The organism is Microcoleus sp. MON1_C5, from assembly GCF_036701875.1.
In the GTDB taxonomy this organism is placed as follows: Bacteria; Cyanobacteriota; Cyanobacteriia; order Cyanobacteriales; family Microcoleaceae; genus Microcoleus.
Genome location: NZ_JAUBRN010000072.1, coordinates 1 through 24,241, shown reverse-complemented (window position 1 = coordinate 24,241; position 24,241 = coordinate 1). Strand labels below are relative to the sequence as shown.

Sequence of the window (24,241 nt, the reverse complement as noted above, 5' to 3'; positions counted from 1 at the left end):
TAATTTCCCGAATTCTCAAAGAAGTCGGGTATCTGGGTGTGTTGTTTTTTTAGGTTGTTCTACCTAATTCAGGGGAATCTCGATCCAGAACTCTGTACCATGACCGGGTACAGAAACACACTTAAGTACGCCTTGGTGTTTCTCAACTACAATTTGGTAACTGATAGACAGTCCTAAACCCGTGCCCCGACCTACGGGTTTAGTAGTAAAAAACGGATTAAATATGTGAGAGATTAACTCTTGGGGGATGCCGTGACCATTGTCGGCAATGCAAATTCCTACCGTTTTTTCATCGATTAATTCAGTGCGAATCCGAATGCAAGGAGATGGGAAATCAGGAATCAAACACTCGGTGGTGGCATTTATATCTCCCGACTCGATAGGCAGTATTTGGGAGCTTAAATGTGTCGCCGCTGCACTTGCCGCTTTAAAGGGAAGATTCATAACTCGCTCTTTTTTTCCCATTTCTAGGGCGTCAAGGGCATTACCGATCAGATTCATAAATACCTGATTGAGCGAGCTGGCATAGCATTCTACTAAGGGCAAATTGCCGTATTCTTTAATGATTTCTACGGTGTTGTGATCGGAATTGGCTTTGATCCGGTGCTGCAAAATCAACAGGGTACTGTCGATGCCCTCGTGAATGTCAACGGCTTTTTTCTCGGCTTGATCGCTCCTGGAAAAATTACGCAAAGATACAACTAACTGGCGGATGCGCTCAACTCCGACTGTCATGGAACCCAAAATTTTTGGCAAATCTTCGGCAAGAAATTCGATGTCGATTGCTTCGGAACACTCGCTAATTTCTGGGTTGGGATTGGGGTAGTGCTGGCGGTAGAGTTCCACCAAGCAGAGCAAATCTTTGGTGTATTCGCTGGCGTGGGACAGATTGCCGTAGATAAAGTTAACGGGGTTATTGATTTCGTGCGCGACTCCGGCCAGGAGTTGTCCGAGACTGGACATTTTTTCGGTTTGAATCAGTTGGGCTTGGGTATTGTGCAGTTCTGTGACTGTTTTAGCTAGCTGTTCGGCTTTTAATCGCTCGGCAGTTGCTGCATTGAGACTTTCTTGATAAAGTTCTGCTTGGTGAATGGCGATCGCAGCTTGAGCCGCTAAATGTTGCACCAATTCCTGTTCTGCTGTTTGCCAAACTCTCGGCCCCGAACACTCATGGGCAATCAGCAACCCCCACAATTGGGAATCTTTGCCTCTCATCGGCACAATTAAACTTCCTCTCACCTGCAACTCTTCCAAAAATTCGCGGTGACAGGGTGTTAAATCCTCAGTATAAATATCATTAATTGCTCGCACCCGTCCGGCTCGATAAAAGCAGTCTGAGCCTTCGGGAAAGCATTCTTGTGGAGATGTGATACCTAAAATTGACCGCCACTGGCCGCAAACAGCTTCGACAACTACCTCGCCCTGTTTGTCTGCTGCAAATTGGTAGATTACCGTGCGATCGGTATCCAACAAAACTCTGACTTCTCGCACAATAGTTTGCAGTATGATTTTTAAATCTAAGGTGCTGCGAATCTGGTCTCTAACTCGCGTCAATACTTTGGCAAAGTCCAAGGATTGTTGCAATTGGGCGGTGCGTTCTTGAACTTGGCGCTCCAAGTTGGCATTCAGGGTCTGCACTTCTTTATAAAGAACGTACTGCCCAATTGCCGAACAAAATTGGCGGCCTATAGCTAAAGCTTGCTCAATTTCCTCGTACTTCCACTCGGGCGACTGACCTTTTTTTATTTCTCGCCAGAGTTCAAAGGATTGTCTGGGAAGGGTTTGTGCAGCGTTGCTGTCAAAGCGCCCCGCCCACATTTTTTCGGTATCTATTGCATTGCGAAAAATGGTCAAACAGCCGACTAATTGTTGTTTGTAGTGGAGGGGAATTACCAGCAAACCCCGAATTTTAGTAGATTGGAAACCGGGAACTAAAACTCTAAATAGAGGTTCTTTGTATAAGTCGGTAATTATCAAAACGGGAAATTGAGAATTAGTAAAAATTGATAATTTGGGAATTTCTTCGGTATTTTTGAATCCTTTGGTTAGCCATTCCTGCCAGAGGGGATGAGCTTCGATCGCCTTAACTTTTTCCCAGTTGGGAAGTGTCGGTTGTTCTCCTGTGGTGAACAGTTCAAAGGTAGCATCGCGGTGGGCCGGGGCAATTGCCAATTCTCCTTCAATCTTTGGACTGGATAACTTTTCACCGTTGATTTTTGGCTGGTTGAGATAGAGTCTGCCACCGCTGCCGCCCAAAGCGGTGACGGTGGCTTCTAAACCCTGTTGCAGTTGAATGTTGACGTGACCGTACAACAGCGCTGCTATGCGGCTCACGGTAGCTTCGCGGGCGGCTTGAGAGCGGGTTTGCTGGAGGAGAAGCGCGTGGGCTATAGCGCTAGACAATTGATCTGATACGAGCTGAACTACTTCTAAATCTGCTGGTGAAATATTGAGGGGCGCAGAGTGGTGAGACACTAAAAGTCCCCACAGTTCGATGTGAATTTTTTGATTATTTCCTGGCTCGTATCGAGTCAGACACGTTGCCGCCTCGCAGATATCTGTTTTGCTGTTTGGCGACGCGATCCTGCGGTGCAAAATCGGCACGACTAAGGAAAATTGCACTCCCATTGCCATCAGGTAAGCGGTGTGGCAAGGATCGAGCGCTCGGTAGTGCATCTCCTCCTTTACTAAAGGTTGACCGGTGTCTGCTGCATCGAGGGGACTCAGGACGATCGTCCCTGAGTTAACATCTATTATTGTCCGCTGGCGCAAAGCGACATACATCTCCCTGGCGCTCGCGGGAATGTCGTCTGCTGGAAAGTGCAGTCCTTTCAAGGAAGGGAGACAGTTGTTATTAATTGACTCAGCAACAACTTCTCCACTTCCGTCAGCACTAAACTTGTAAATCATAATGCGATCTGTTTTCAAAAAAGACCGCACTTCTGCTACCGTACTGGTTAAAATATCTTCTAATTCTAGAGATTGGCGGATACGTTCAGTTATCCGCCGTATCAAAACTTCTCTGTCTAGTTTATAATGTAATTCTTCCGTATTTTCTGTGAGTTGCATAAATCTCCTTTTGTACTTATACAATAATAAGAAGTTGTGATGTGCTGTTGGAACATTCAAACTCAAATATATTACCTGGAATTTTTGACTAAACCGATCTGTACAATTAATCGGTCGCGCACTTGTCAGAGACGACCGTGTATCGCCTCGGGTGGGCTGGGCTAAGTAAAATCTGAGATCGCGCCAGTTTAATCCTTGCCTTCAACAGGCAGAGCGACTTAAGCAAATAATTATTATTATTTTAATGCTCTTATAAATTTCTCGCAATCTTAAACTCTCACTATGAGAATTATTCATTGTTAGGATAACTTGACATTTGTTGTATAACTTCATATAATGATAATTAACGAAAGAATTTGAGTTTCTATCAGCCCGCAAGGCGCTGACTAATTTCTTGGCGCACGCTCATCAGAATTTTACCCAAATGATTTTGACCGGTTCGGTCGCAGCCACAGCCCCAGTAGTAATCCGTTGGCGAATCTTCGACAATCACTCGATCGCCTGTGGCGAGTAGAATCGCTTGAATGTCTGTATGAGCGAGAAACTTAGTTAAAACTGCTTCGCGCATAATAGGAATTTTCACGGCTTCCCAATCAGCGCGAATCCGGTGGTTGGGATCGCGACCTAATTTAGCGGCTTCTTGAGGAGTTGCTACGGCTTGAATCGCCGCCACTAATCTTTCATCAGCGCTGACAAATTTTTGGGCTTGATAGTAATGTTCCACAGTCAACCAATATTGACCGTGCATACAAATGTCGTGTGGTGAAAAATTAGAAAAGCAGCCGTAAGGCTCCTCTACTTTATAAAAATAAATTATCATTAGATTTGAGATTTTATATTTTACAGGATGTAGGTAGAATGTAATTATTTAAGCTGCCCCTGAAGCGCCTTACCGCGCTCTTAATAACGTGTCAAACCACTTTTTGCCTCCAGGAGTATTGGAGATTGATCGTATAAGCAGCGCGGGGCTTGTATTAAAAAATCCTCGCATCGACTTTATTTAAAATAGCAGTTACGCTTTTAAACCCAGTTTATTGGAAAAAAGCGGGTTGGGCAAGGAAAAATCAAGGAATCAACTGGCTTTGTGAGGAATAATGTGTAATTCCTATTTTTAAACTAACGATTAAGAATTGGAAATGAAGAATAAGCAATGGGGATTTAACAATATTCGTTCTTCCCTCGGACTTCCTTCTAAAACGGCATCAGCTTGTTAAAAGCGCGGTTAGCGATATCGGCATAACGCAGTTCGCCACACAAAATTTTGCTCATCAACTTAGTAGTCCTCGGAAATTGGATGCCCGCTCTATAAACAGCTCCTGTAAACTGATAGAAGGCCCTGGCTAAGCGGCCGATCCAAACCATATCAGGGCCCCATTCTTGGGCGATCGATTCAGTGTACGGCTCCTTAGCGTCGTCGGCATCTCCAAGAGCTCGATCGCTCGCTTTAGCGGCCTTAAAGCCGCTAAAAATGGCATGACGAATTCCCTCACCGGACAGGGGGTCGGCGAGACTGGCTGCGTCTCCTGCGAGCAGGGAATTTGGCGAGTGCAATTTGCGATCGCCATCCCACAAACTCTTGGGGTGTTCCCGCACGTTGCTGACACTAACATCCGCCCCGCACTTAGGTGCGTACTCTGCCAACATTTTTTTGATATCTTTTGGCTTGTCGCCACGCATCGCAGCAATACTCCAAGAGTAACCGTCAGCTTTGGGAAAGCTCCAGATAAAACCTTTTTTTATAGTACCAAAATCGAAATTGACGGAATCGCCCTTGATTGAGCGAGTTTCTAAACTTGCGCTCAAACAGAGTGTTGGTTCTTTTAATCCCAGCCTCTTAGTCATCGGCCCGCCGGCACCGCCAGCACCAATCAAATAGCGGCCAGAAACAGGTTCTGAGTTTGTTTTAACTTCCCAAAGAAAATTTTTAAACTCAATTCCTTTAACTTCTGTAGAGTGTCTAACTTCCGCACCAGTTTTTTGAGCTTGTTTAATTAAAAATTCGTCAAATACATCTCGCTGTACCATCCACATTGGGGAATTTATCTGAACCTGCACCAGATCTTCCATTTTCCATGTGTAGGTAATTTTGTTAGCTTTCATCGAAATAGCTGGCGTCAGGTCAAAATCGAGCCATTGAGCGATCGCCCCAGAAACGCCGCTACAAGGCTGATTACGGGGCAAAGATGCTTTTTCTACTACCACAACAGAACGTCCCTGCTTGGCCAGGTGATAAGCTGCTGTGCTGCTTGCCGGGCCTGCACCTACCATAATGCAATCAAACATTTGGGTAATGGGTAACTGGTAATGGGTGATTGGTCATGGGGCAGGAGGAATTGGTAAGTTAATGAGTGTTAAATCTTGAGTTTTTAACTCACAACTAACAAATCATTAAGCGTCTGCTCGTTGTTCGCGGCCGTATCTCGGCAATCTCAACACTATTCCTATTCCGCCTGCCCAATTTCCCATTCCCTAAACAGTCGTGATATCTTTCTCTTTCGCTGCCAGAACTTCTTCTATTCTGCCAATGTACTTGTCCGTCAGCTTTTGAATTTTATCTTGCAAGTCCCGGGATTCATCTTTAGAGATATCGCTGCTTTTTTCCTGCTTGCGAATCGAGTCAACGGCATCGCGGCGGATATTGCGAATTGCAACTTTACCTTCTTCAGCAAACTTACTGGCCATTTTGACAAATTCTTGGCGTCTGTCGCTCGTCAGCGGCGGAATGTTCAAGCGAATAACTGAACCGTCGTTGTTAGGCACGAGTCCTACATCGGACAGGGAAATCGCTTTTTCGATCGAGTTGAGCGCTGTGCGATCGAACGGTTGAATGGTGATCGTAGTCGCATCCGGGGTGCCGATGTTGGCAAGGGATTTGATCGGAGTTGGAGAGCCGTAGTAGTCTACCATGACTCGATCGAGGAGGGAGGCGTTGGCCCGTCCCGTCCGAATAGTATTAAAAGATCGTTGAGTAGCCTCAACTGCCTTTTGCATATGATCTTCTGCGTCAGCTAACTTCACAAAAACCTCCGACAAGAGTTCCAATAGATTCTCCCATTACAGCTCGGTAGATGTTGCCCGACACCGAGAGGTCAAATACCATAATAGGAATATTATTTTCTTTGCAAAGGGCGATCGCCGTACTGTCCATCACCCGCAAATCTTGATTCAAGACGTGGGCATAGGTGAGGGTTTGATACCTGCGCGCGTTGGGGTTGAGGTGGGGGTCGGAATCGTACACCCCATCTACCTTAGTAGCTTTAAAAATCACCTCTGCATCAATTTCAGCCGCCCGCAAAGCGGCTGTAGTATCAGTAGTAAAAAAAGGGTTGCCAGAACCGGCACCAAAAATCACTACTCGTTTTTTTTCTAGGTGGCGAATCGCCCGCCGCCGGATGTAGGGTTCAGCTACTTCTTGCATGGCGATCGCCGATTGCACCCTCGTTGGCACTCCTGCTTGTTCCAGGGCATCCTGCAAAGTGATAGCATTCATCACCGTCGCAATCATGCCCACATAATCAGCCGTTGCCCGATCCATTCCTGCCGAAGCAGCTTTCACCCCGCGAAAAATGTTGCCGCCACCGACAACTATCGCGATTTGAATGCCTTCGGACACGACTTTGGCCACTTCTTGGGCGATCGACTGAACGACTACCGGATCGATGCCGTAGCCCAAGCTGCCCATAAGCGCTTCACCGCTGAGCTTCAGCAAAACTCGCTGATAAACCATCCCCATGCCGCCACTATTTTTTTACTCTTTTTGCCTTCACCATAAGATAGCAGTACGGGTGCATTTTGAACATCAATTGCCCGGAACAGGCATCCTGCTTGTGCTGCAAGAGAATTTGTTTGTGGCGTGGGCTGCTAGGTGAACAGGCAAGATGCCTGTTCCACAACCGGATTGATTTTTTGTGGGGAGTAGGGGTTGGGCTTCTAGCCCGCCCCTAAAAGAATCAATCCTTGGGGACGAAATTAAGAGCAGCAGAATTCATGCAGTAACGCTGACCGGTAGGTTTGGGCCCGTCGTTAAATACGTGACCGAGATGAGCGTCGCAAACAGCGCACAGTACCTCTGTTCGGCGCATGAACAAGGTGTTATCCGACTCGCACTTGACATTTTCTTCGCTAACTGGAGCGTAGAAACTCGGCCAACCGGTACCGGAATCGAACTTTGTTTCTGATTTAAATAGCTCCGTACCGCAGCAAATGCAATTATAAATTCCGGGCTTTTTGTTGTCGTGATACTCGCCGCTAAAAGCTCTTTCTGTTCCCTTTTTTCGGGCGACTTTGAATTGTTCTGGCGTGAGTTGTTGTTGCCATTCTGCGTCGGTTTTTTTAACTTTTTCAGGCATGATTTGATGTTTGGTTAAGATGTATTTAGCTGTTGAGTGTTGACGGTTAACTGTTGAGTGTTGACGGTTAACGGTATATTCCTAGTTAACTCAGGCTTCCATTAATATTAACCTAATTGGCTCGAAATGAACATACCAGGGAAAAGGATTGTCCTTAATAGCCCTCCACTTTTCCTTGAAAACTTCGGCTTGCAAGTGATAATCTTGGGAATCATTGGGAGGCGAGTGCAATTTGAGATATAATGTCACCCGGTGCGGAGTTTCCACAGTCGAGGCGATCCAACAAGCAAAAGTATTTTCGCGATCGCACCCGCTAACAAAAATCAGTTGATGAGCCCGAATTCCGACAGAAACTAGAGATTTGGGAATGGGTTCGACTACAGTCAGAGTACAGCCCCAGTCGATCGCCTCCACGAGAGTTACGGAGATCGGTTTAGCTGCTGAGAAATTCTTGCAGCCCGTCAACTGGGCGACAGTGAAATTGGGGGGGCGATCGAAAATGTTCTCTTTGGTATCAAAGGCGATCGGCCTTCCCTCGGCCAACACCAACAGATTTTTGCACACCCGGTAAACTTCCTCTAAATTGTGGCTGACAAACAAAGTAATTCCCCGATAATTAGCCAGAGTCTGCATTAACTCCCGTTCAAGTTGACTGCGTAAGTGAGTATCCAAAGCAGAAAACGGTTCGTCTAACAGCAGCAATTCTGGAGAAGGGGCGATCGCCCTCGCCAAAGCCACCCGCTGCTGTTGGCCTCCTGAAAGTTGGTGCGGGTAGCGGTTTTCCAGTCCCGACATTTGCACCGAAATTAGTTGTTCTTTTACTCGAAGTTTTTGCTCGCTTTCAGATAAATGCTGCAAGCCAAACGCAATATTTTGAGCAACAGTCAGGTGAGGAAATAAAGCATAGTTTTGAAACAAAAAACCGATGCGGCGGTCTTTAGAAGCTACATTAATACCCTGTGCTGAGTCAAATAAAACCCTGCCATTGACTGAAATTTGACCGCTCCTGGGAGTTTCCAAACCGGCGATGCAGCGCAGAGTCATGCTCTTACCAGAACCCGACGCGCCCAAAATTCCCAGCACTTCCGGGCCGATATTGAAGCCGACATCCAAGGCAAAGCCAGAGAGAGGTTTAAAAATGCTTAAAAAAAGTCCCCTTTTCGGTTGTTGTTTTTGGGATTTTCTGGTAAAAGTAGACGCTAATTTAGGAATATTTGATTGCAGTCTTTGGCTCGAATTCGGTTTGAGCGATCTCCTTTGTAAATCCGTCCAAAAATTAACAGCAGTTAGCACGCTCAAAGAAAGACTAAGAATAATCAAAACCCAAATAGCAGCTTGCCTCATATCCCCTGCTTCCACAGCAAAATAAATGGCCATCGGGATAGTTTGAGTTTGTCCGGGAATATTCCCCGCTAACATCAACGTAGCGCCGAATTCACCCAAAGCGCGGGCAAATGCGAGAATAGTTCCTGCTAAAATTCCCGGCCATGCTAGCGGCAACATAATCCGCCAAAAGACTTGCCACTCCGATGCTCCTAAAGTGCGGGCTGCATTGAGAAGATTGGCATCAATTTGCTCAAAAGCTCCCAAAGCAGTTTTGTACATGAGGGGAAAGGATACAACTGTGGCAGTAATGGCGGCAGCTTGCCAAGTGAAAATTATAGTTAAGTCGAATTGTAGCAAGAATTGCCCGATCGCCCCATTTCTACCAAACAGTAGCAGCAGCAAAAATCCCACTACTGTCGGCGGCAAAACTAAGGGAGAAATTAAAATGCCTTCAATTAAAGCTTTACCTCTGATGCGAGTTGAAAGCATCCACCGGGCGGTGGCTATTCCCAGAAAGAAAGTAAAAAATGTGGCAATTGCAGATGATTTAAGAGAAATCCAGAGCGGAGATAAGTCAAATTCCATATTTGGGATTAACTATCGCAGTCTTAAATGATTTGTGAAGGAGTTTTTTTTTTACGAACCGCGAAGACGCGAAGAACACGAAGGAAGAGAAGAAAGTGAAGAAGGGTTTCTGAATATTTATAATTTTTACGCCTAATTATCGAACTATCCCAAATCCGTATTTCTGAAATACTATTTTAGCTCGATCGCCCGCCAAAAAGTCAACAAAGGCTTTCGCAGCACCGGGATTGCGGCTGTTTCTGATAACTGCCAGCGGATAAACAATGGGCGAATGCAAATTTTCGGCAGCCGTTAGCGGCACAGTTACTTTGTCGGATGCTTTGGCATCAGTCGTGTAAACTATGCCAGCATCAACGTTACCGCTTTCGACGAATGTCAGCACTTGGCGGACGTTATTTCCTAGCACTAATTTTGGCTGGAGTTGCTGCCACAATCCAAGCTTAGTTAACATTTCCTGAGCATATTGTCCCACAGGTACGCTTTTCGGTTCACCGATCGCAATTTTCTTGATTCTGGCATCTGCCAACTGTTTAAACTCGCTCAAAGCCAAGCCATTTTTAGGAGTAATCAAAACCAGGCGATTTGTCAGCAAATTGCGCCGCGTGTCGTTAATTAGCAGGTTAGATTGCTGCAAAGCATCCATTGGATTGGTGGCGGCGCTGAAAAATACATCTACCGGGGCGCCTTGCTGAATTTGCTGTTCTAGAGCACCGGAAGCACCAAAATTATAATTAATAGTAAAATTCGGATTACTGCTTTGATAAACAGTTTTGATTTCCCCTAAAGCTTTCGAGAGACTGATAGCAGCGGATACGTTTAAGGAGGTGCGCTGCAGCGTATCGACTGAGGAAAAGTTCTTGAATAAGTTCCAACTAATCAGCAGTGCTAGCATGAAGGCGACTGCGAGAATTAAGTTGGGAATACGTCTACTTCTTAAGTTCACAGACAATTGTTTGGAATCTTTTTACTCCTTACCAGGCTCTGCCTGGTAAAGCAGATTCGGAGGCTGTACCTCCAATTTGCGTCCACTCTTTGACGAGGCAAAGCCTCTGGAGATAGGTTCCCAGGCACAGCCAGGGAACCAGTTAATAATTACTGCCGGAACGTTAATTTTAAATCTGCCTATGCTCGCCATTTGACGGAACAGCCTATCGCCTCTGTAGTTGAAGGCTCAACGGGTTGACTGTTGAGCAATTGGTCGATCGCACTCCGCAGATAAGAAACCTGCACCGCCGCCGGATCGTCAGCGTTGTCGTCAATTAAACCTTTATAGCGCAGTTTGCCGTCTTGGTCTAACAAAAAAACCTCCGGCGTTTTAGAAGCCCCAAAACTTTCAGCCACATCTTGAGCAACATCTCGGATGTACGGGAAGTTGAGTTGATTGTTGGCGGCAAAAGTTTTCATATTCTCAAAACTGTCGTCGGGATGCTGGTTTGCATCATTAGCATTAATCCCGATTAAAGTAACATCTCGATCTTGAAAATCTGCTTGAAGTTCTTTCATGCGATTGAGATACAACTGCACGTAAGGGCAATGATTGCACATAAATATCACCGCGATCGCCCGAAATTTTTCTAAATATCGAGCTAAATGGTGAACTTCTTCGTCAACTCCCGGCAATTCAAAATCGGGAGCGTAGCCGTTAATGGGAGTACCAGTTGTATCGATTAGTAAACTCATGTTTTCAGGAGGTGAAGAGCAGTATTTGCCAGCATGAAAGATGAAACTGTCAGCACGAGTAAAATTGGCTGTTGTTTGGCTTTAACTTAATTCTAGCCTTGCCAACAGCCTATTGTGATTCGTACTTCGGGATTTATTCCTCGTCTGGCTTTAGCCAACCTTGAGCCAGGGCTTGGTATCCAATAAGTTTGTATGCTAATTTGGCGGCGGTAAATTCTGAGACTACAGAATCTACAATAGGTGCTAATTCCATAATGTCACACCCGATTACTTCGTAGGACTCGAAGATGCGGCGCAAAAATCCGGTGAGGGAATACCAATTTAACCCGCCCGGTTCGGGTGTTCCCACCCCTGGAATTAAAGTCGGATCGATGCCGTCTAAGTCGATCGTCAAAAATACTCGCTTAGTTGTTATGCTGGCAATTGCCCGATCGGCCCAATCCGGTTGAGTAGCGATTTCGCGAGCTCGAATCACGTTTAGCTGTTTTGCTTTAATCAAGTCTGCTTCTTCTTTGCAGATAGCGCGAATCCCGATTTGCAGTGTCGGTAAGCCCATATCTACAATACGCCGCATCACGCAGGCGTGGTTGTGAATCGAGCCTTCGTATTCGTGCCGCAAGTCGCCGTGGGCGTCGATTTGCACGACTGTGAAAGGTTCATCCGGGTATGCTTGGCGATAACCTTCAACAACGCCGGCAGTGATGCTGTGTTCGCCTCCGAGGGAGATCACAAATTTATTTTCGGTAACTAGCTGATGGACTGCGGCTTGGGTGACTCGCAGCATTTCTGAGGATGAAACCGGTTGGCGGTTGCGGGTATCGGCGATCGGCTCTTGTGTATAAATTCCGACATCGTAGCAAACTTCCGAATCCAATTCTTCGTCGTAGCACTCGAGTTGATGAGAAGCTTCTAGAAGTTTCGCCGGCCCGTTTTCGCACCCCCGGCGGTAAGTGGTTGTAGCTTCGTAGGGAATTGGTAAGATAACTACTTTGGCGGTGTCGTAGTCGGGTACAATTTCCGACCCCAGAAACGGTACGACAGCAGTGGAAATGATCGTTGGCATAAGGGAAATTTCAATAAGGCAAAGAAGTCAGCATCTTTAATCGTGACATACTATCGGCTCTAACTGCAAAGTAGTCAGTTGACAGTTGGCAGTTGGCAGTTGGCAGTTGGCAGTTGGCAGTTGGCAGTTGGCAGTGTTGACAATGCCCTATGCCCCATGCCCCATGCCCTATGCCCCATGCCCTATGCCCCATGCCCAATCTAAAATCTAAAATCTAAAATCTAAAATCGCATGACATCTTCTACTCCCACTTCGTCAACAGTTGCTGCACCTCAAACTTGGCTGTGGAAAGGCTTTCCGATTTGCTACCAGGCTGCGGGTTCCCAGGGGCCTGCGGTGGTGTTTGTCCACGGTTTTGGTGCGTCTTGGGGCCACTGGCGCAAGAATTTGCCGGCGCTGGCTGCTGATTGTCGCTGTTATGCGATCGACCTCATCGGTTTTGGCGGTTCTGCTAAACCCGCGCCCAAACTTGAAATTGACTATACTTTTGAAACTTGGGGACAGCTAATTGCTGATTTTTGTCGGGAAGTTGCGGGCGGGCCGGCTTTTTTGGTGGGAAATTCGATCGGCTGCGTGGCAATTATGCAAGCCGCTGTGGATTTTCCCGATATTGCTTCTGGCGTAATTTTACTTAATTGTTCCCTGCGGTTGCTGCACGATCGCAAACGCGCCGAATTGCCTTGGTATCGCAGTTTTGGAGCGCCCATCGCACAAAAACTTTTAAATGTCAAGTGGATAAGTCAATTATTTTTTAAACAATTAGCAACGCCAAAAACAGTAAAAAAAGTGCTTTTGCAAGCTTATCACCGTCCTGAAGCTGTCAGCGACGAACTGGTAAATATGCTGCTGGAACCTGCCAAAGACAGCGGCGCAGTCGAAGTATTTGTGGCATTTATCAGTTATTCTCAAGGCCCGCTACCGGAGGATTTGTTGCCACGTTTAAGCTGTCCGGCTTTGATTTTGTGGGGAACAGATGACCCTTGGGAGCCGATCGCATTGGGGCGAGAATTGGCAAAGTTTCCGGCTGTTGAAAAGTTTATTCCTTTGGAGGGAGTGGGCCATTGTCCCCAGGATGAAGCGCCGGAATTGGTCAATCCTATTTTACTCGATTGGATTAAAGAGCGATCGGCATTGGCAGAAAATTAGTTGATTTTATTGGTTATTTGTAAAAAAACATAATACCCGAACCCCGACCAATTCTGCGAAGTCGGGGTTCTAAAAGTCGATATTTTACACGAATATGAAACTATCAGGGGTAAACGGGCCTTGAATTACAGCAATTTGGTCAGACGTACCAGCAAAATTGATGGAGTTACCAACAATATTGTAGTCAGAGAGACTCCCACGTAACTGAATGCGATCGATTCCCTGCTGAAAATATGGAATCGATGCAAATCCTGTTCCACTATAGTATGTCTTGGTGGCATCACCGAGAACAAAAACATCTGTACCTCGACCCCCAATCAGCACATCCGTTTCATTGCTTCCCGGTGTAGCACTCAATGGATTTACTCCAATCAGGGTATCATTGCCGCGCAAACCTGAGAGTATATCGCTACCATCTCCTCCTACTAAATAATTGTCTTGGATGTTTCCGGTAAGGACATCTACATTGGGAGTACCTGTGACATTAACGAAATTCTCTACAGTAAAATTCCGAGTGCCGATACCGGGTAGATTGTTAACCGCCATACGATTCTGCCACAAATCCACATTAATAGAAGCTGTGCCGCTACCTGTAGAAGCATCAATGCTATTAGTCTGTCCCAAAGGAGCAATTATTTGTTCTATATTTTGCATGGTATCTGTACCGGCTGCGCCTTTATCTACAATACCTTTAGCCTCAATGGTAATGCCGCTGCCGAGGGAAAGATAGCTAATTGTATCTGTGCCTCCTCCTCCAATTATGCTATCAGTGCCACTACTACCGAGGATGAAGTTATCTAAACTATCTCCGGTAATATTGTCGTTTCCTGCTGTGGTGCTAATACTGTTAGCTGGCGGAGGGGGTGGAGTTTGGTTTTGGGGAGGTAAAGCCGAATTCGTAAGTTGTGCGCCCTGATTTTGGGGAGGAGGATTTCCCGCTGCGCCTTGGTTTTGAGGATTTGGATTGCCGATTCCGCCCTGGTTTTGAGGAGAATTGCCCGGTGCGCCCTGGCTTTGAGGAGAATTGCCCGGTGCGCCCTGGCTTTGAGGAGAATTGGCCGGTGCGCCTTGATTTTGCTCTGGAGGATTGCCCGGTACTCCTTGATTTTGGGGAGAAGAATTGCCCGGTGCATTGATTGAATTAGGAAATAGTTGTGACATGGTATAATTACCCCGATTAGTTTTCTAAGTTTGAAGCAGTTGTCAGGCTAAAGAAATGAATTCTCGATCGCCCTTTGAGTTAGTCGCTACAATCATTAAGCTGGTTGAACATGACATTTATCCCTGTGCTGGGATTACAGTTTTGTAATGTGGAAAAATTAGCGTTTTTCGGAATTTTGAGGTAGATTACGATCGCCGGGTGGACGCGGTGGAATGCCCAGAATTTTAATCAAATCTGCTTCGGTGACTCCCAACTTTTTCGCTGCACCGGGAATATCTAAACGAGGACGGGGCGGTGGGCTGGGCGGGCGATTATTTTCACTTGGTGGTTCCGGCGGTTTGGCGGGTAGGCCCAAAGCTTCGATTAGCTCGGCTTCGCTGACTCCTAATTGTTTGGCAGCAGCAGCAAAATCTATACGGGGCGGACGTCTGCGCTCTTGACTGGGTTCTGGTTGGCTCTGGGCTAGTACAGTATTAGAATTAGCTGTAGTTCGATCGGGAAAAGTCAAGCTGCTAAATCCCAGCAGCAAGGCTGTAGCAGGTAACGCGAGTAGTGAAGCAATTTTCATGATAGTTACGATCGCCGACCTAAAAATGTTTATAAATACATCAAATTCCCCAAACATTACCTGCAACAGTGCGGATGGATTACAGTTTTGTAATTTAAGTAAATCCCTGATAGCCGTATAATCGCAACCGGATAGATAAATCTATGAATGTTCTATACGTTGAAGATGAAGAAAAAATCGCCAATTTTGTTTGTATGGGCTTGAAAGAACAAGGCTTTGTTGTGGATTATTGCGATAATGGCAATGATGCCTATGGGCGGGCGATGGATAATGAGTACGATGCGATCGTGCTTGATATTGTATTGCCGGGAAAAGATGGATTATCTATTCTCAAACATTTGCGAAAGGCTGGACGCAACGTACCCGTAATTTTATTAACTGCTCGCAATGAACTAGACGATCGCATTGAAGGGTTACATCTGGGTGCTGATGACTATTTAGCTAAACCGTTTTTTGTTGAGGAGTTAGTTGCTCGGATTTATGCTGTAGTGCGGCGTGCTTCGGGCACTGGGCAAAATATTCTGAGTGTTGGCCCCGTTAAGCTCGATCGCATTCTCCGAGAAGTTACCTGCGATCGCCATAAAGTCGAACTGACAACCCGGGAGTTTAATCTATTGGAATATCTGATGCGATCGCCCGGTAGGGTACTCACCCGCACGCAAATCCTCGAACATATCTGGGGCTATGATTTCAACCCAAATACCAATGTAGTAGATGTATGTATTCAACGCATTCGCAAGAAAATTGAACCTATCGGCGGTATGGGATGGGTTGAGAGTGTGCGCGGCGTTGGCTATCGGTTTCGCAAACCAGATTCACCATCATGAAACTCCAATCTTTCCGCTTTCGCATTGCTCTATCATCTTCTGTTCTTGCAAGTATTGCTCTGATTGGCTTTGGTGTTGTTTCGTGGTGGTTGATTTACGATGCTAAAGTCAAGCGTCTTGATGCTGGAATAGAAACTCAGTTAATCCACGCTACCCGCCCGCGATCGCCCGAATGGGATGCTTATACTAATTCTTTGCCATCACTTTTGGGCATGAATGGGGAAACCACCGTCGCTTTGCTCGTGGCTCAAAGAGATGGTAATTTAATCTACAAATCGAGCCAGTGGCAAGATGGACTTGATGCGAATTCTATCTGGCGATCGTTGCCGCTACCCGCTCCCGATCCTGGCATAATAGATTTTGAATTAGAACCTCCCCCTCGACAAAATCCATTAGAGCCACCACCTCCCGATCGCCTCAATTTATTTCCACCGCCCGAAAGCAGACCCCCATTCGATCGACCGCCACACGATCGACCTCGACAGGATCTGCCTCCACACAATCTGCCGCCATTCGATCGACCTCCACAGGATCGCTCCCCATTCGAGCGGCCGCCATCGGATTCACTTCATCCTCCTCAATTGCCCAAAGCTAAGCTAGCAACCCAACGTACTAGCACCGCAATTTGGCGTGTCGGCGCGATTAATTCTCCTTATAGTCAAGCAGCCATTGCCGTTAACTTGCAAGCTATCGATGGGGAAATGGAATTGATTCGTAATATCTTTCTAATTTCTATTCCCGTAGTGCTTTTACTGGTTGCGAGTGGAGCGTGGGTCATATCGCGGAGTATTCTGTATCCAATTGGGCGCCTCACGATGGCGATCGGGAATGTTACGGTACAGGGGCTTGATCGGCGCGTCCCTTACGGAGCAACGGATATAGAGTTTATAGAATTAATTTTTGTGTTCAATCAGATGTTAGAACGTCTAGAGCGAAGTTTTAAACAAGCTTCTCGTTTTAGTGGAGATGCTGCCCACGAATTAAAGACTCCGCTGGCAATTTTGCAAGGTCAACTAGAACGGGCTTTGCATCAAGTTGAATCGGGTTCTGAGGTGCAGCAAACGCTGAGTAATTTATTGGATGAAGTGCGCCGTTTGAATGAAATAACCCGTAAACTTCTCTTACTTTCTCTAGCCGATGCCGGACGTATGGGTTTACATTTGGTTGAGGTGAATATGTCGGCTTTGCTATCGGAAATTGCCGAAGATATGGAACTGCTAGCACCGCATTTAGATGTACAAATGGCAATTGATCCTAATTTATATATCAAGGGCGATCGCGATTTGCTGGTGCAGGTTTTGCAAAATCTGGTTGGTAATGCGATTAAATATAATTTACCGAAGGGTTGGCTCAGGTTACAGGCCAACTGTCAGGAAAAAAGAGTAATTGTGAAAATTGTCAATAGTTCTCAGGATATTTCTTTGAGCGAGCGCGATCGCATTTTCGAGCGCTTCCATCGGGGTGACTCCACTCAGATCCAAAAAATAGAAGGCTCGGGATTGGGGCTAAGTTTAGCAAGGGAAATCGCCCGGGCCCACGGCGGCGATATCAAACTAGATGCTGCAATACTTGGTCAAACAGGGTTTATACTGAGCTTACCTGTGGGCGATCGCGATTAACCTTATAGCGGTGAAGCAGGACGAGTTCTGTTGGCTAAGACTTTGGCTAATTCTAACTTTAAAGTTAACGGTGCGACTGGGGAAGTTAAGTTTTTGCTCAGTGGCGATCGCCACAGCAATGTAATTCTTTTGCAAGTGGTACCCGACACTCAATCCGATACAGGTTAAGATTTTATGCCAGCCTTATCAAGTCCGGTTAAATAGATATAGTTACCCAAGCAATCTTTGATGTAGAACCACAAATCATATATTAAAGTAGTAAAAATGTTTTATCTAACTGCGATCGCCTCATGTCCCTAAAGGCTCATACCAATTTCCTCGCAGCATTCGAGCCCAATCAAGTCTACGAATCGCTCACAGAGGGTGGCATAACCAGTGATGTTTTTAAGGCGGGTGACTTAGTTTTACCTTCAGGGCGTATTATTGCTTGCGACCCCGGTTGGCTGTGGTGCAAAGACGTTGACCCGTTTACCAGAACCGTTCCACCAGGGCGCTATCCTGTGTTGCTAAGTGTGGTTGACAGTGGGCGCACTGCCTGTGCGATGGTTAAGTTTTGCTCTGAATCCCCTGTCCGTTGGGAGATGGCTCTGCGTCCAGGTGAGGATTTGGCCGAGTTAAGACGGAATCAGTTTTTTGGCTATGGTGTTGATGCGGGAATGGGGTGTTTTGTCGATGCTCAGGTAGTTGAGCGGCGTTCTGATGAAGAATTGCAGCGTCTAGTCGATCGTGCCATTGAACAAAGCTGGCAATTGCATAACTGGCTAGCAGCTCAGGATCTGGTAACTCAATTGACCTACCCATCTCAGCAAATTGTGGATCGGAGTGGCTTCAATCTCACCCTAGACCCCGATAATCTGCCCACTTTCAATCTTACCCTAGACCCTGATACTGGGGGCAATGCGATCGCCTTTGAAAGTGGAGACGGGGATGGTAGCTATGCCAGTTATTGGGGGTTCACAGCCGATGATGAACTGGCTTGTTTGGTCACTGATTTCCGGGTACTGCTTGAGTACATCACGCAAAATATCGAGATTGAAGAAGTTACAAGGTTCCTAGAAAAATCCATAGAGCATCCTGACTTGGAGCAGCTTGAGATGGCTATAAGACTCAGCGTTCATCGCCCAAGTTGGGTTCAGCTTAGTGAGGATTCCCTCAACGATCAACCCAGCAACCCAGATTGCATCGTGGTTTTGGAAGGACAGGGGCGCCAGCCCTGGAGCGTCGATTTAGAGCCGGGCGGTCGATATTCCGGCTGTCGTATCATGTCTTCAGAATGGATAGAAGAGGATAGGTGGTACAGAGAATATTGGTTCAATGAGCCGTTGCAAGCCAATGCAGTATTGAAGATGACAGTTAATTCTGAGGTTTATCCACTTCAACCTGTGACAACAAATGCGTGATTGTCCCCGGAATCAATGACTTCCCCAATTTCTCCCGATCGCCGTTTTTTAAAATATCGAATTGCCCTGCTCATCAGTATAATCGTGATTATCCCTTTAGGTTACGTAGTGAGATTTTCTCGCGGCCCTGCACCGGAATGGTTCAACGACTTTTTTGGGAGCATAGCCTATGAGGTATTTTGGATTTTGCTGGTAGTTCTGATCTTGCCGCGATTTTCGCAAATTAGGGCGGCTGTAGCTGTGTGTCTAGCTACCTGCGGAGTAGAGTTTCTCCAACTGTGGACACCTCCGTTTTTACAAGCAATGCGAGCTACTTTACCCGGAAGGCTGATTTTGGGAAATCACTTTACTTGGTCAGATTTTATCTCTTATTTTGTGGGGAGTTTTTTAGGTTGGTTGTGGGTGCGATGGCTTCATTTCACTTGCTTCCGCTTGTAAGTTGTACGGCATTTAAATTGTATATTTCCCTGACCCGAGCCAAAATCGTCACATCCTCTCTCCATCGGACTCTCTCCCCATCTCTCGAACGCCATAGACAATCTAGATGCACAAAAGCTTAATGATATGGTTGCGATTATTTTCACTCACTTCTAAGCGATCGCGTTAACTTAGAATTGAGAATTTTTAGGAGTTGAAGTGGGAGCTATATTTCCGCGATCGCGCCATAGCAACAACGGAATGCTTAACGTTCCTAAAATCATCACAGTTCCAGTCAATATCCAAACTAGCACACGATTTGGGCGATAATCACCTCGCTCAATTTGCCAGAATACTCGATTATAACGCCATGCTGCTAAGGCAATCACCGCAATCCCCAAAACGACCAGACTCAGCCCTAAAGTTTCGGAGTTGAAGAAGGGAGGGGAGGAAACTTCTTGCTGAGTCACTGTAGCTTGAAATTGGCGGAGAAATAAACTGAACCGACTGATCGCAAACCCAAAACCAATTAAAGCGAGTGAAGTTCGTAGCCATGCAAGAAACGTGCGTTCATTTGCCTGATGTTCCCGCTGTCGGTCTATTTTAGCACCCTTGTTCATCAACGCTACCTTTATAAAATATCTTAAGCTTTCCCTCGTTGATTATTGTTTCAGTTGAGATTGCGGAGGGAAGTATCGCTATTGCGATCGTGATTCATCACCAAAAAATATAGTATCAGTAAATCGACAAAAAAGCGATCGCCTCCATCTCTACCAACAGAAAATAAGAGGACACAGCATTGCTGTGTCCCTACAAATACCCCAGTTATAATCCAGTTTAAAAAGACTTAGCCGCACCGCCGGACTGATCCTTTTTCTCCAACCAATCCTGACCCAATCTGATTGTCACATCCGACTGCAAAGAACCGGTACTCTCAACCAACACATCTCCAAAACCCAAAAACTGGCGAATTGCTTGAGCACCTTTAATATCGCCCTGTTGAGCTACTAGAGTAGTTACCTCCAGCGGTTCGGGCCAAGCTTTATAAACCTGAACATTCCGATAACCGGCTTGAGTCAAATTATTGACAAAAGCTTCAACAGCCGATGGATCTCCGGTAGCATCTTGAATCGCCACCTTCAGAAAAGTCGAATCAGCATTCTCAATTTGCCAAGTATTTTGGCCGAAGTCAAAATGTTCTGCCACCAGAGTTTCGATGCCATATTGGTCTGGCAACCAAAAACTTGACTTGTAGTCCTTAGAATCGCTAAATTTACCGGGAACCATCAACATCTGCACGCCAGCGCGATCGGTTTGAGTAGCAAAACCAGCCAAAGCCACCAATTCTTCTATACTCAAATTCGTGTCAAGGTGAGATTGAATCACCGACAAAATCTTCGGTAGTCGAGACAGCAAACCTACATTAACTTCCTGTTCCACAAAAGCCCGCATCAACAATTGTTGGCGCTGCACCCGCCCGATATCGCCCAAATCGTCGTGCCGGTAAAGCAAATATTGCACGATTTGTTCGCCGTTTAGTTTTTGCTTGCCCGCCTTTAAATCTATATATAAATGCTGGCTTTCATCGGTATACTTCATGTCTTTAGGGACATTAATAGTAATGCCACCAAGGGCATCTACCAAACTTTTTATGCCATGAATATTAACTGTGACATAGCGGTCAATTCCCACACCGCCCAGGAGTCCGCTGACTGACTTCGCTGACGAAGCCGGGCCACCGTAGTAATTAGCTTCGTTGATTTTCACCTCGCCCCTGCCTTCAACATAGGTACGGGTGTCTCGCGGAATGGAAAGCACGCTTAACTTTTTATTTTGAGGGTCAAACCTAACCAACAGCATGGTATCGGTTAACCCCTTAAAGGAGTTTTCCCAAACCTCGTATCCGACTTTTTTGTTGGCACTTCCTTCGATGTCAGAGGTCAGAACTTTAAGTCCTAAAACTAAAATATTAACTGGGCGAGTCAGCTCGGGCATCTTCATGCTGAGCTTTGCCATGTCGCCTTGAGAAAACACCGCCGCTTCTTCAGGGCTCAACTTTTGTTGCTGAAGCGGCGTTGTAGAAAGGGAGACGGCTAGCAATGCTCCGGCTGTGGCTGAGAGCATGGCTACTCCAGCCAAACCAAAACCAAAACCCAGCCAGCGGCCTCGATGGGGCTGGGGAGATTTTTTGGTTGCAGGTTGAGCAGTTGATTGTTGGATAGGGTCTTGATTAGGAATTTTTTGAGCTGGCACTGGCTTCCTCACACACAACAAAAATAAAAAAGATAATGGCAATATGTAGTATCAAGCTGAAGACGCAATCAATCAATAGGGTAGGAGCTTAAAATAACCCTAAATTATGATAAATGTTTGCCTACTACTTGCTCGGCTACGCGACTAATTCCGGGCAACCATAGCGGTTGACGCTTCCAGAGGCGAATCATCAGTCCCAGAGCAACGATGAAATAGCTGGTTGTTAGCAGGCTACTCATTAATAACATGGGAAGTGTCGGAGATTCCGCAGAAATCGCTCCAGCTTCTAAAAGAATATGTCCTAAGAGCCAACTAAAAGCAAGGGCAATTGCCAAGCGGCTGACGGCTTTGCGTTCGGGACTACCCTGACGGCGGTAAAGAGTCCACAGGGCGGGGAAAAAGCCGATGACTGGGATCATTAATACAAACAGACTGGCACGATCGAGTTCAGGATTTTCTAAGGGATCTCTATTTTTCATAATTCGCTACTCAAAATTTGCAGAAGGTCAGATTTGGCACACAAGTTATTTGTTAGAGGGAAAATTTATATCCTAAACCAAAATTCCGAGAGCTGGGCTGGGGCGATCGCCAAACTTGTCTGTCAGAGGCAAAATTTTTCTGCCCTCCGAATCTCGCGACCGATCGTTGGCAACTTTTCGACCCGGAGACCCGTATTTTGATAAACTGGATACAGCACAGCAGTCAGGAGAACAGACTTAGCCATGACCCAATCCCAAAAACCCATCGTTATTGCTCCATCCATATTATCAGCCGATTTTAGCCGTCTTGGAGAAGAGATTCAGGCTGTCGATCGAGCTGGGGCTGACTGGATTCACGTAGATGTGATGGACGGTCGCTTTGTTCCTAATATTACTATCGGGCCGCTGATTGTTGAGGCAATTCGCCCTGTTACTACCAAGGTGATCGATGTCCACTTGATGATTGTGGAGCCCGAGAAGTACGTCGAGGACTTCGCTAAGGCTGGTGCTGACATTATTTCGGTTCACGCGGAACACAATGCTTCGCCTCACTTGCACCGCACCCTCGGCCAAATTCGGGAATTGGGCAAAATGGCTGGTGTGGTTCTGAATCCTTCGACGCCGCTGGAGTTGATCGAGTACGTGCTGGAACTTTGCGATTTGGTGCTGATTATGAGCGTCAATCCGGGCTTTGGCGGTCAAAGTTTTATCCCGGCTGTTTTGCCGAAAATTCGCCAGTTGCGTAAAATGTGCGACGACAAGGGCCTGGATCCTTGGATTGAGGTAGATGGCGGTTTGAAGGGGAACAATACTTGGCAGGTTCTGGAAGCAGGCGCAAATGCGATCGTCGCTGGTTCTGCTGTGTTTAAGGCGAATGATTACGCAGCCGCGATCGAGGGTATCCGCCACAGCAAGCGTCCGACTCCTGAGTTGGCTGCGGTTTAATCAAAGATTTTTCGAGTTTTTCTGGTTTTTCTCGTTCCCAGCCTGCTTTGGCTGGGAACGATTTTTTAGACTCAGTTTCCAAGAGTCATGAATTACTTATTTCGAGACAGAGGCGAGAATGCTTTCCATCTCAGAAAGCTCGATCGCGCCGGAGAAAGTTTGGCCGTTCATAATAAAAAATGGAGTGCCTTCAATGCCCAGTTGTTGAGCGAGTTGCACGTCTTTCCCAATGGCGGCTTCGGCAGCGGGGCTGTTGCGATCGGTGTTGAATTTATCTAATTTTAGATTGAGCTTTTGGGCGATCGATGTGTACAATGGCTCGCCTAACTCTTTCTGCCCTTCAAACAAAGCGCTGTAATATTCCCAGAATTTGCCCTGCTGTTGGGCAGCCCAAGCTGCTTTAGCTGCTGGCAGCGCTTGAGGGTGAATTGAAGTCAAGGGAAAATGCTTGTAAGCTAAAGTAACTTTGTCCTGGTGTTTTGCCATAAACTGCTTGACAGTATCGTGAGCGCGCGCGCAAAACGGACATTGAAAGTCAGAGAATTCTAAAAGTACAATTTGCTGGGAAGCTGAGCCGGTGCTGGGAGAATCCCCGATCGCAGATTTGGGATTAGTTTTCATCTCCTGCAAAAATGACTGCTGCGCTGCTTTAAGAGACTGCTGCTGCTGTTGCTGGTACGCTTGTACCGACTCTATAATTGCTTGCGGGTTTTCGCGGATAATCTGCAATACTTGCTCTTTCAACTTGGGATCGGCTGAATTGCCAGCCGCTGACTGCGCGGGGGAACAACCGATAAATACCAGGCAACTTGCCAGGAGTACAGCCAAGCATAAAGCTTGCTGGCTGCGGAGTTTTCGCCAAATAGTGGATACGTTCATCTTTTTTTCTGATTCACGGCAACACTTAATCCTACATTTAATTTTGCGGAGTGTCAGGTATACCGCAGTTTACTGTTGTGCAGCTATTTTTAGCTTTGAGCAATAATTAATAATTCGTAATCGGTAATTGGCAAGGTTTTTTACTTACCCGAACAGCTACCACCCCAATAATTAAGATTTAAACAATCGGGATTTAGTATTATAATATTATGTTACGTTGAACGACCGCCATCAAAGATGCTGGTAGTGAGGACTAAAGTTTGAGTGAGTTTTATGATGACTAAAATCCTCCCTAAAAAGGTGAGCGCAGTTATTTTACTACAAGACTAAATATAAAAGATAAAAGGGCGATCGCCAGAGCGATCGTCCTTTTATATACTGCACGTATTATCAGCTTTTAAACGGAACTTACCCCCTGCGGGGTAGTTCCGTGGAACTCGAACGCATACTAGCTGTAGGTTTTGCCAATTCGAT

General features: G+C 46.2%; 23 protein-coding genes. 7 read left to right on the top strand and 16 right to left on the bottom strand.

The genetic code is table 11. The annotated features are described in order from the left end of the window. Positions 1–63 precede the first annotated feature (63 nt). The 10 genes from QUA71_RS25240 to speB all read right to left on the bottom strand — a co-directional run bounded on the left by QUA71_RS25240 (position 64) and on the right by speB (position 12,072). Positions 64–3,069, bottom strand: coding sequence for a GAF domain-containing protein (locus QUA71_RS25240; protein WP_333289293.1), 3,006 nt, complete (start codon positions 3,067–3,069; stop codon positions 64–66). A 367-nt stretch (positions 3,070–3,436) separates the two neighbouring features. Continuing rightward, positions 3,437–3,889: an NADAR family protein gene (locus QUA71_RS25235; RefSeq protein ID WP_333289291.1), complete on the bottom strand. Its 453-nt coding sequence runs from the start codon at positions 3,887–3,889 to the stop codon at positions 3,437–3,439. A 371-nt stretch (positions 3,890–4,260) separates the two neighbouring features. Beyond that, entirely contained in the window at positions 4,261–5,352 is a 1,092-nt protein-coding gene (locus tag QUA71_RS25230; RefSeq protein ID WP_333289288.1) for a geranylgeranyl reductase family protein, read from the bottom strand. A gap of 186 nt (positions 5,353–5,538) precedes the next feature. Beyond that, positions 5,539–6,087 (bottom strand): ribosome recycling factor, encoded by a 549-nt coding sequence (gene frr, locus QUA71_RS25225; RefSeq protein WP_333289286.1) that lies wholly within the window; start codon positions 6,085–6,087, stop codon positions 5,539–5,541. Further along, positions 6,074–6,802 (bottom strand): UMP kinase, encoded by a 729-nt coding sequence (gene pyrH, locus QUA71_RS25220; RefSeq protein WP_199301191.1) that lies wholly within the window; start codon positions 6,800–6,802, stop codon positions 6,074–6,076. The genes frr and pyrH overlap by 14 nt, the downstream gene beginning before the upstream one ends. Positions 6,803–7,019: 217 nt before the next feature. Next, complete coding sequence (gene msrB / locus QUA71_RS25215; protein ID WP_006632094.1) at positions 7,020–7,418, bottom strand: peptide-methionine (R)-S-oxide reductase MsrB; 399 nt, start codon at positions 7,416–7,418, stop codon at positions 7,020–7,022. Between the two features lie 90 nt (positions 7,419–7,508). After that, the gene (modB, locus tag QUA71_RS25210; RefSeq protein ID WP_333289282.1) at positions 7,509–9,329 is read right to left on the bottom strand and encodes a molybdate ABC transporter permease subunit; all 1,821 of its coding nucleotides are present in this window, start codon (positions 9,327–9,329) and stop codon (positions 7,509–7,511) included. Between the two features lie 136 nt (positions 9,330–9,465). Next, complete coding sequence (gene modA / locus QUA71_RS25205) at positions 9,466–10,272, bottom strand: molybdate ABC transporter substrate-binding protein (protein ID WP_333289280.1); 807 nt, start codon at positions 10,270–10,272, stop codon at positions 9,466–9,468. 179 nt (positions 10,273–10,451) lie between these two features. After that, entirely contained in the window at positions 10,452–11,009 is a 558-nt protein-coding gene (locus tag QUA71_RS25200; RefSeq protein ID WP_006632091.1) for a thioredoxin family protein, read from the bottom strand. Between the two features lie 133 nt (positions 11,010–11,142). Continuing rightward, positions 11,143–12,072 (bottom strand): agmatinase, encoded by a 930-nt coding sequence (gene speB / locus QUA71_RS25195; RefSeq protein ID WP_333289277.1) that lies wholly within the window; start codon positions 12,070–12,072, stop codon positions 11,143–11,145. 231 nt (positions 12,073–12,303) lie between these two features. Here speB and QUA71_RS25190 point away from each other — a divergent pair, with 231 nt between their 5' ends. Beyond that, on the top strand, positions 12,304–13,218 hold the full coding sequence (locus QUA71_RS25190) for an alpha/beta fold hydrolase (protein WP_333289276.1): 915 nt from the start codon (positions 12,304–12,306) through the stop codon (positions 13,216–13,218). Positions 13,219–13,302: 84 nt separating this feature from the next. Here QUA71_RS25190 and QUA71_RS25185 read toward each other — a convergent pair whose 3' ends face one another. After that, positions 13,303–14,379 carry a hypothetical protein gene (locus QUA71_RS25185; RefSeq protein WP_333289274.1) on the bottom strand — a complete coding sequence of 359 codons (1,077 nt, stop codon included), beginning with the start codon at positions 14,377–14,379 and terminating at the stop codon, positions 13,303–13,305. A gap of 158 nt (positions 14,380–14,537) precedes the next feature. Beyond that, positions 14,538–14,948 (bottom strand): hypothetical protein, encoded by a 411-nt coding sequence (locus QUA71_RS25180; protein ID WP_333289272.1) that lies wholly within the window; start codon positions 14,946–14,948, stop codon positions 14,538–14,540. 143 nt (positions 14,949–15,091) lie between these two features. Between QUA71_RS25180 and QUA71_RS25175 the strand changes: the two genes are divergently transcribed. The 5 genes from QUA71_RS25175 (at position 15,092) to QUA71_RS25155 (ending at position 19,232) form a co-directional block, all read left to right on the top strand. Further along, positions 15,092–15,775 (top strand): response regulator transcription factor, encoded by a 684-nt coding sequence (locus tag QUA71_RS25175; protein WP_333289270.1) that lies wholly within the window; start codon positions 15,092–15,094, stop codon positions 15,773–15,775. Continuing rightward, positions 15,772–17,394, top strand: a complete 1,623-nt coding sequence (locus QUA71_RS25170) for an ATP-binding protein (protein ID WP_333289268.1) — start codon at positions 15,772–15,774, stop codon at positions 17,392–17,394. Before QUA71_RS25175 ends, QUA71_RS25170 begins: the two co-directional genes overlap by 4 nt. 30 nt (positions 17,395–17,424) lie before the next feature. After that, positions 17,425–17,562: a hypothetical protein gene (locus tag QUA71_RS25165; RefSeq protein ID WP_158307953.1), complete on the top strand. Its 138-nt coding sequence runs from the start codon at positions 17,425–17,427 to the stop codon at positions 17,560–17,562. A 122-nt stretch (positions 17,563–17,684) separates the two neighbouring features. Beyond that, positions 17,685–18,794 carry a DUF4241 domain-containing protein gene (locus tag QUA71_RS25160; protein ID WP_333289266.1) on the top strand — a complete coding sequence of 370 codons (1,110 nt, stop codon included), beginning with the start codon at positions 17,685–17,687 and terminating at the stop codon, positions 18,792–18,794. 15 nt (positions 18,795–18,809) lie between these two features. After that, positions 18,810–19,232: a DUF2809 domain-containing protein gene (locus QUA71_RS25155; protein WP_333289264.1), complete on the top strand. Its 423-nt coding sequence runs from the start codon at positions 18,810–18,812 to the stop codon at positions 19,230–19,232. Positions 19,233–19,402: 170 nt separating this feature from the next. On the opposite strand, the gene QUA71_RS25150 is transcribed toward QUA71_RS25155, so the two are convergent. The 3 genes from QUA71_RS25150 to QUA71_RS25140 form a co-directional block, all read right to left on the bottom strand. Further along, positions 19,403–19,831 (bottom strand): DUF202 domain-containing protein, encoded by a 429-nt coding sequence (locus tag QUA71_RS25150; RefSeq protein ID WP_190662718.1) that lies wholly within the window; start codon positions 19,829–19,831, stop codon positions 19,403–19,405. 217 nt (positions 19,832–20,048) lie between these two features. Continuing rightward, a complete protein-coding gene (locus QUA71_RS25145) occupies positions 20,049–21,464 on the bottom strand; it encodes an LCP family protein (RefSeq protein WP_333289262.1) in 1,416 nt (471 codons plus the stop codon). Positions 21,465–21,568: 104 nt separating this feature from the next. Then, entirely contained in the window at positions 21,569–21,943 is a 375-nt protein-coding gene (locus QUA71_RS25140; protein ID WP_190662720.1) for a hypothetical protein, read from the bottom strand. A 243-nt stretch (positions 21,944–22,186) separates the two neighbouring features. On the opposite strand from QUA71_RS25140, the gene rpe reads away from it, so the two are divergent. After that, positions 22,187–22,888 (top strand): ribulose-phosphate 3-epimerase, encoded by a 702-nt coding sequence (gene rpe / locus QUA71_RS25135; RefSeq protein ID WP_006632078.1) that lies wholly within the window; start codon positions 22,187–22,189, stop codon positions 22,886–22,888. 96 nt (positions 22,889–22,984) lie between these two features. On the opposite strand, the gene QUA71_RS25130 is transcribed toward rpe, so the two are convergent. Beyond that, a complete protein-coding gene (locus QUA71_RS25130; RefSeq protein ID WP_333289260.1) occupies positions 22,985–23,767 on the bottom strand; it encodes a DsbA family protein in 783 nt (260 codons plus the stop codon). Positions 23,768–24,241 lie beyond the last annotated feature (474 nt).

Excerpts from the sequence above, each read along its gene's own strand:
- QUA71_RS25190 (WP_333289276.1), top strand. The coding sequence starts at position 12,304 with ATGACATCTTCTACTCCCACTTCGTCAACAGTTGCTGCACCTCAAACT.
- QUA71_RS25175 (WP_333289270.1), top strand. The coding sequence starts at position 15,092 with ATGAATGTTCTATACGTTGAAGATGAAGAAAAAATCGCCAATTTTGTT.
- modB (WP_333289282.1), bottom strand. The coding sequence starts at position 9,329 with ATGGAATTTGACTTATCTCCGCTCTGGATTTCTCTTAAATCATCTGCA.
- QUA71_RS25200 (WP_006632091.1), bottom strand. The coding sequence starts at position 11,009 with ATGAGTTTACTAATCGATACAACTGGTACTCCCATTAACGGCTACGCT.
- speB (WP_333289277.1), bottom strand. The coding sequence starts at position 12,072 with ATGCCAACGATCATTTCCACTGCTGTCGTACCGTTTCTGGGGTCGGAA.
- QUA71_RS25160 (WP_333289266.1), top strand. The coding sequence starts at position 17,685 with ATGTCCCTAAAGGCTCATACCAATTTCCTCGCAGCATTCGAGCCCAAT.
- QUA71_RS25170 (WP_333289268.1), top strand. The coding sequence starts at position 15,772 with ATGAAACTCCAATCTTTCCGCTTTCGCATTGCTCTATCATCTTCTGTT.
- QUA71_RS25140 (WP_190662720.1), bottom strand. The coding sequence starts at position 21,943 with ATGAAAAATAGAGATCCCTTAGAAAATCCTGAACTCGATCGTGCCAGT.
- QUA71_RS25180 (WP_333289272.1), bottom strand. The coding sequence starts at position 14,948 with ATGAAAATTGCTTCACTACTCGCGTTACCTGCTACAGCCTTGCTGCTG.
- msrB (WP_006632094.1), bottom strand. The coding sequence starts at position 7,418 with ATGCCTGAAAAAGTTAAAAAAACCGACGCAGAATGGCAACAACAACTC.
- QUA71_RS25150 (WP_190662718.1), bottom strand. The coding sequence starts at position 19,831 with ATGAACAAGGGTGCTAAAATAGACCGACAGCGGGAACATCAGGCAAAT.
- QUA71_RS25230 (WP_333289288.1), bottom strand. The coding sequence starts at position 5,352 with ATGTTTGATTGCATTATGGTAGGTGCAGGCCCGGCAAGCAGCACAGCA.
- QUA71_RS25130 (WP_333289260.1), bottom strand. The coding sequence starts at position 23,767 with ATGAACGTATCCACTATTTGGCGAAAACTCCGCAGCCAGCAAGCTTTA.
- QUA71_RS25240 (WP_333289293.1), bottom strand. The coding sequence starts at position 3,069 with ATGCAACTCACAGAAAATACGGAAGAATTACATTATAAACTAGACAGA.
- QUA71_RS25235 (WP_333289291.1), bottom strand. The coding sequence starts at position 3,889 with ATGATAATTTATTTTTATAAAGTAGAGGAGCCTTACGGCTGCTTTTCT.
- QUA71_RS25185 (WP_333289274.1), bottom strand. The coding sequence starts at position 14,379 with ATGTCACAACTATTTCCTAATTCAATCAATGCACCGGGCAATTCTTCT.
- pyrH (WP_199301191.1), bottom strand. The coding sequence starts at position 6,802 with ATGGGGATGGTTTATCAGCGAGTTTTGCTGAAGCTCAGCGGTGAAGCG.
- rpe (WP_006632078.1), top strand. The coding sequence starts at position 22,187 with ATGACCCAATCCCAAAAACCCATCGTTATTGCTCCATCCATATTATCA.
- QUA71_RS25155 (WP_333289264.1), top strand. The coding sequence starts at position 18,810 with ATGACTTCCCCAATTTCTCCCGATCGCCGTTTTTTAAAATATCGAATT.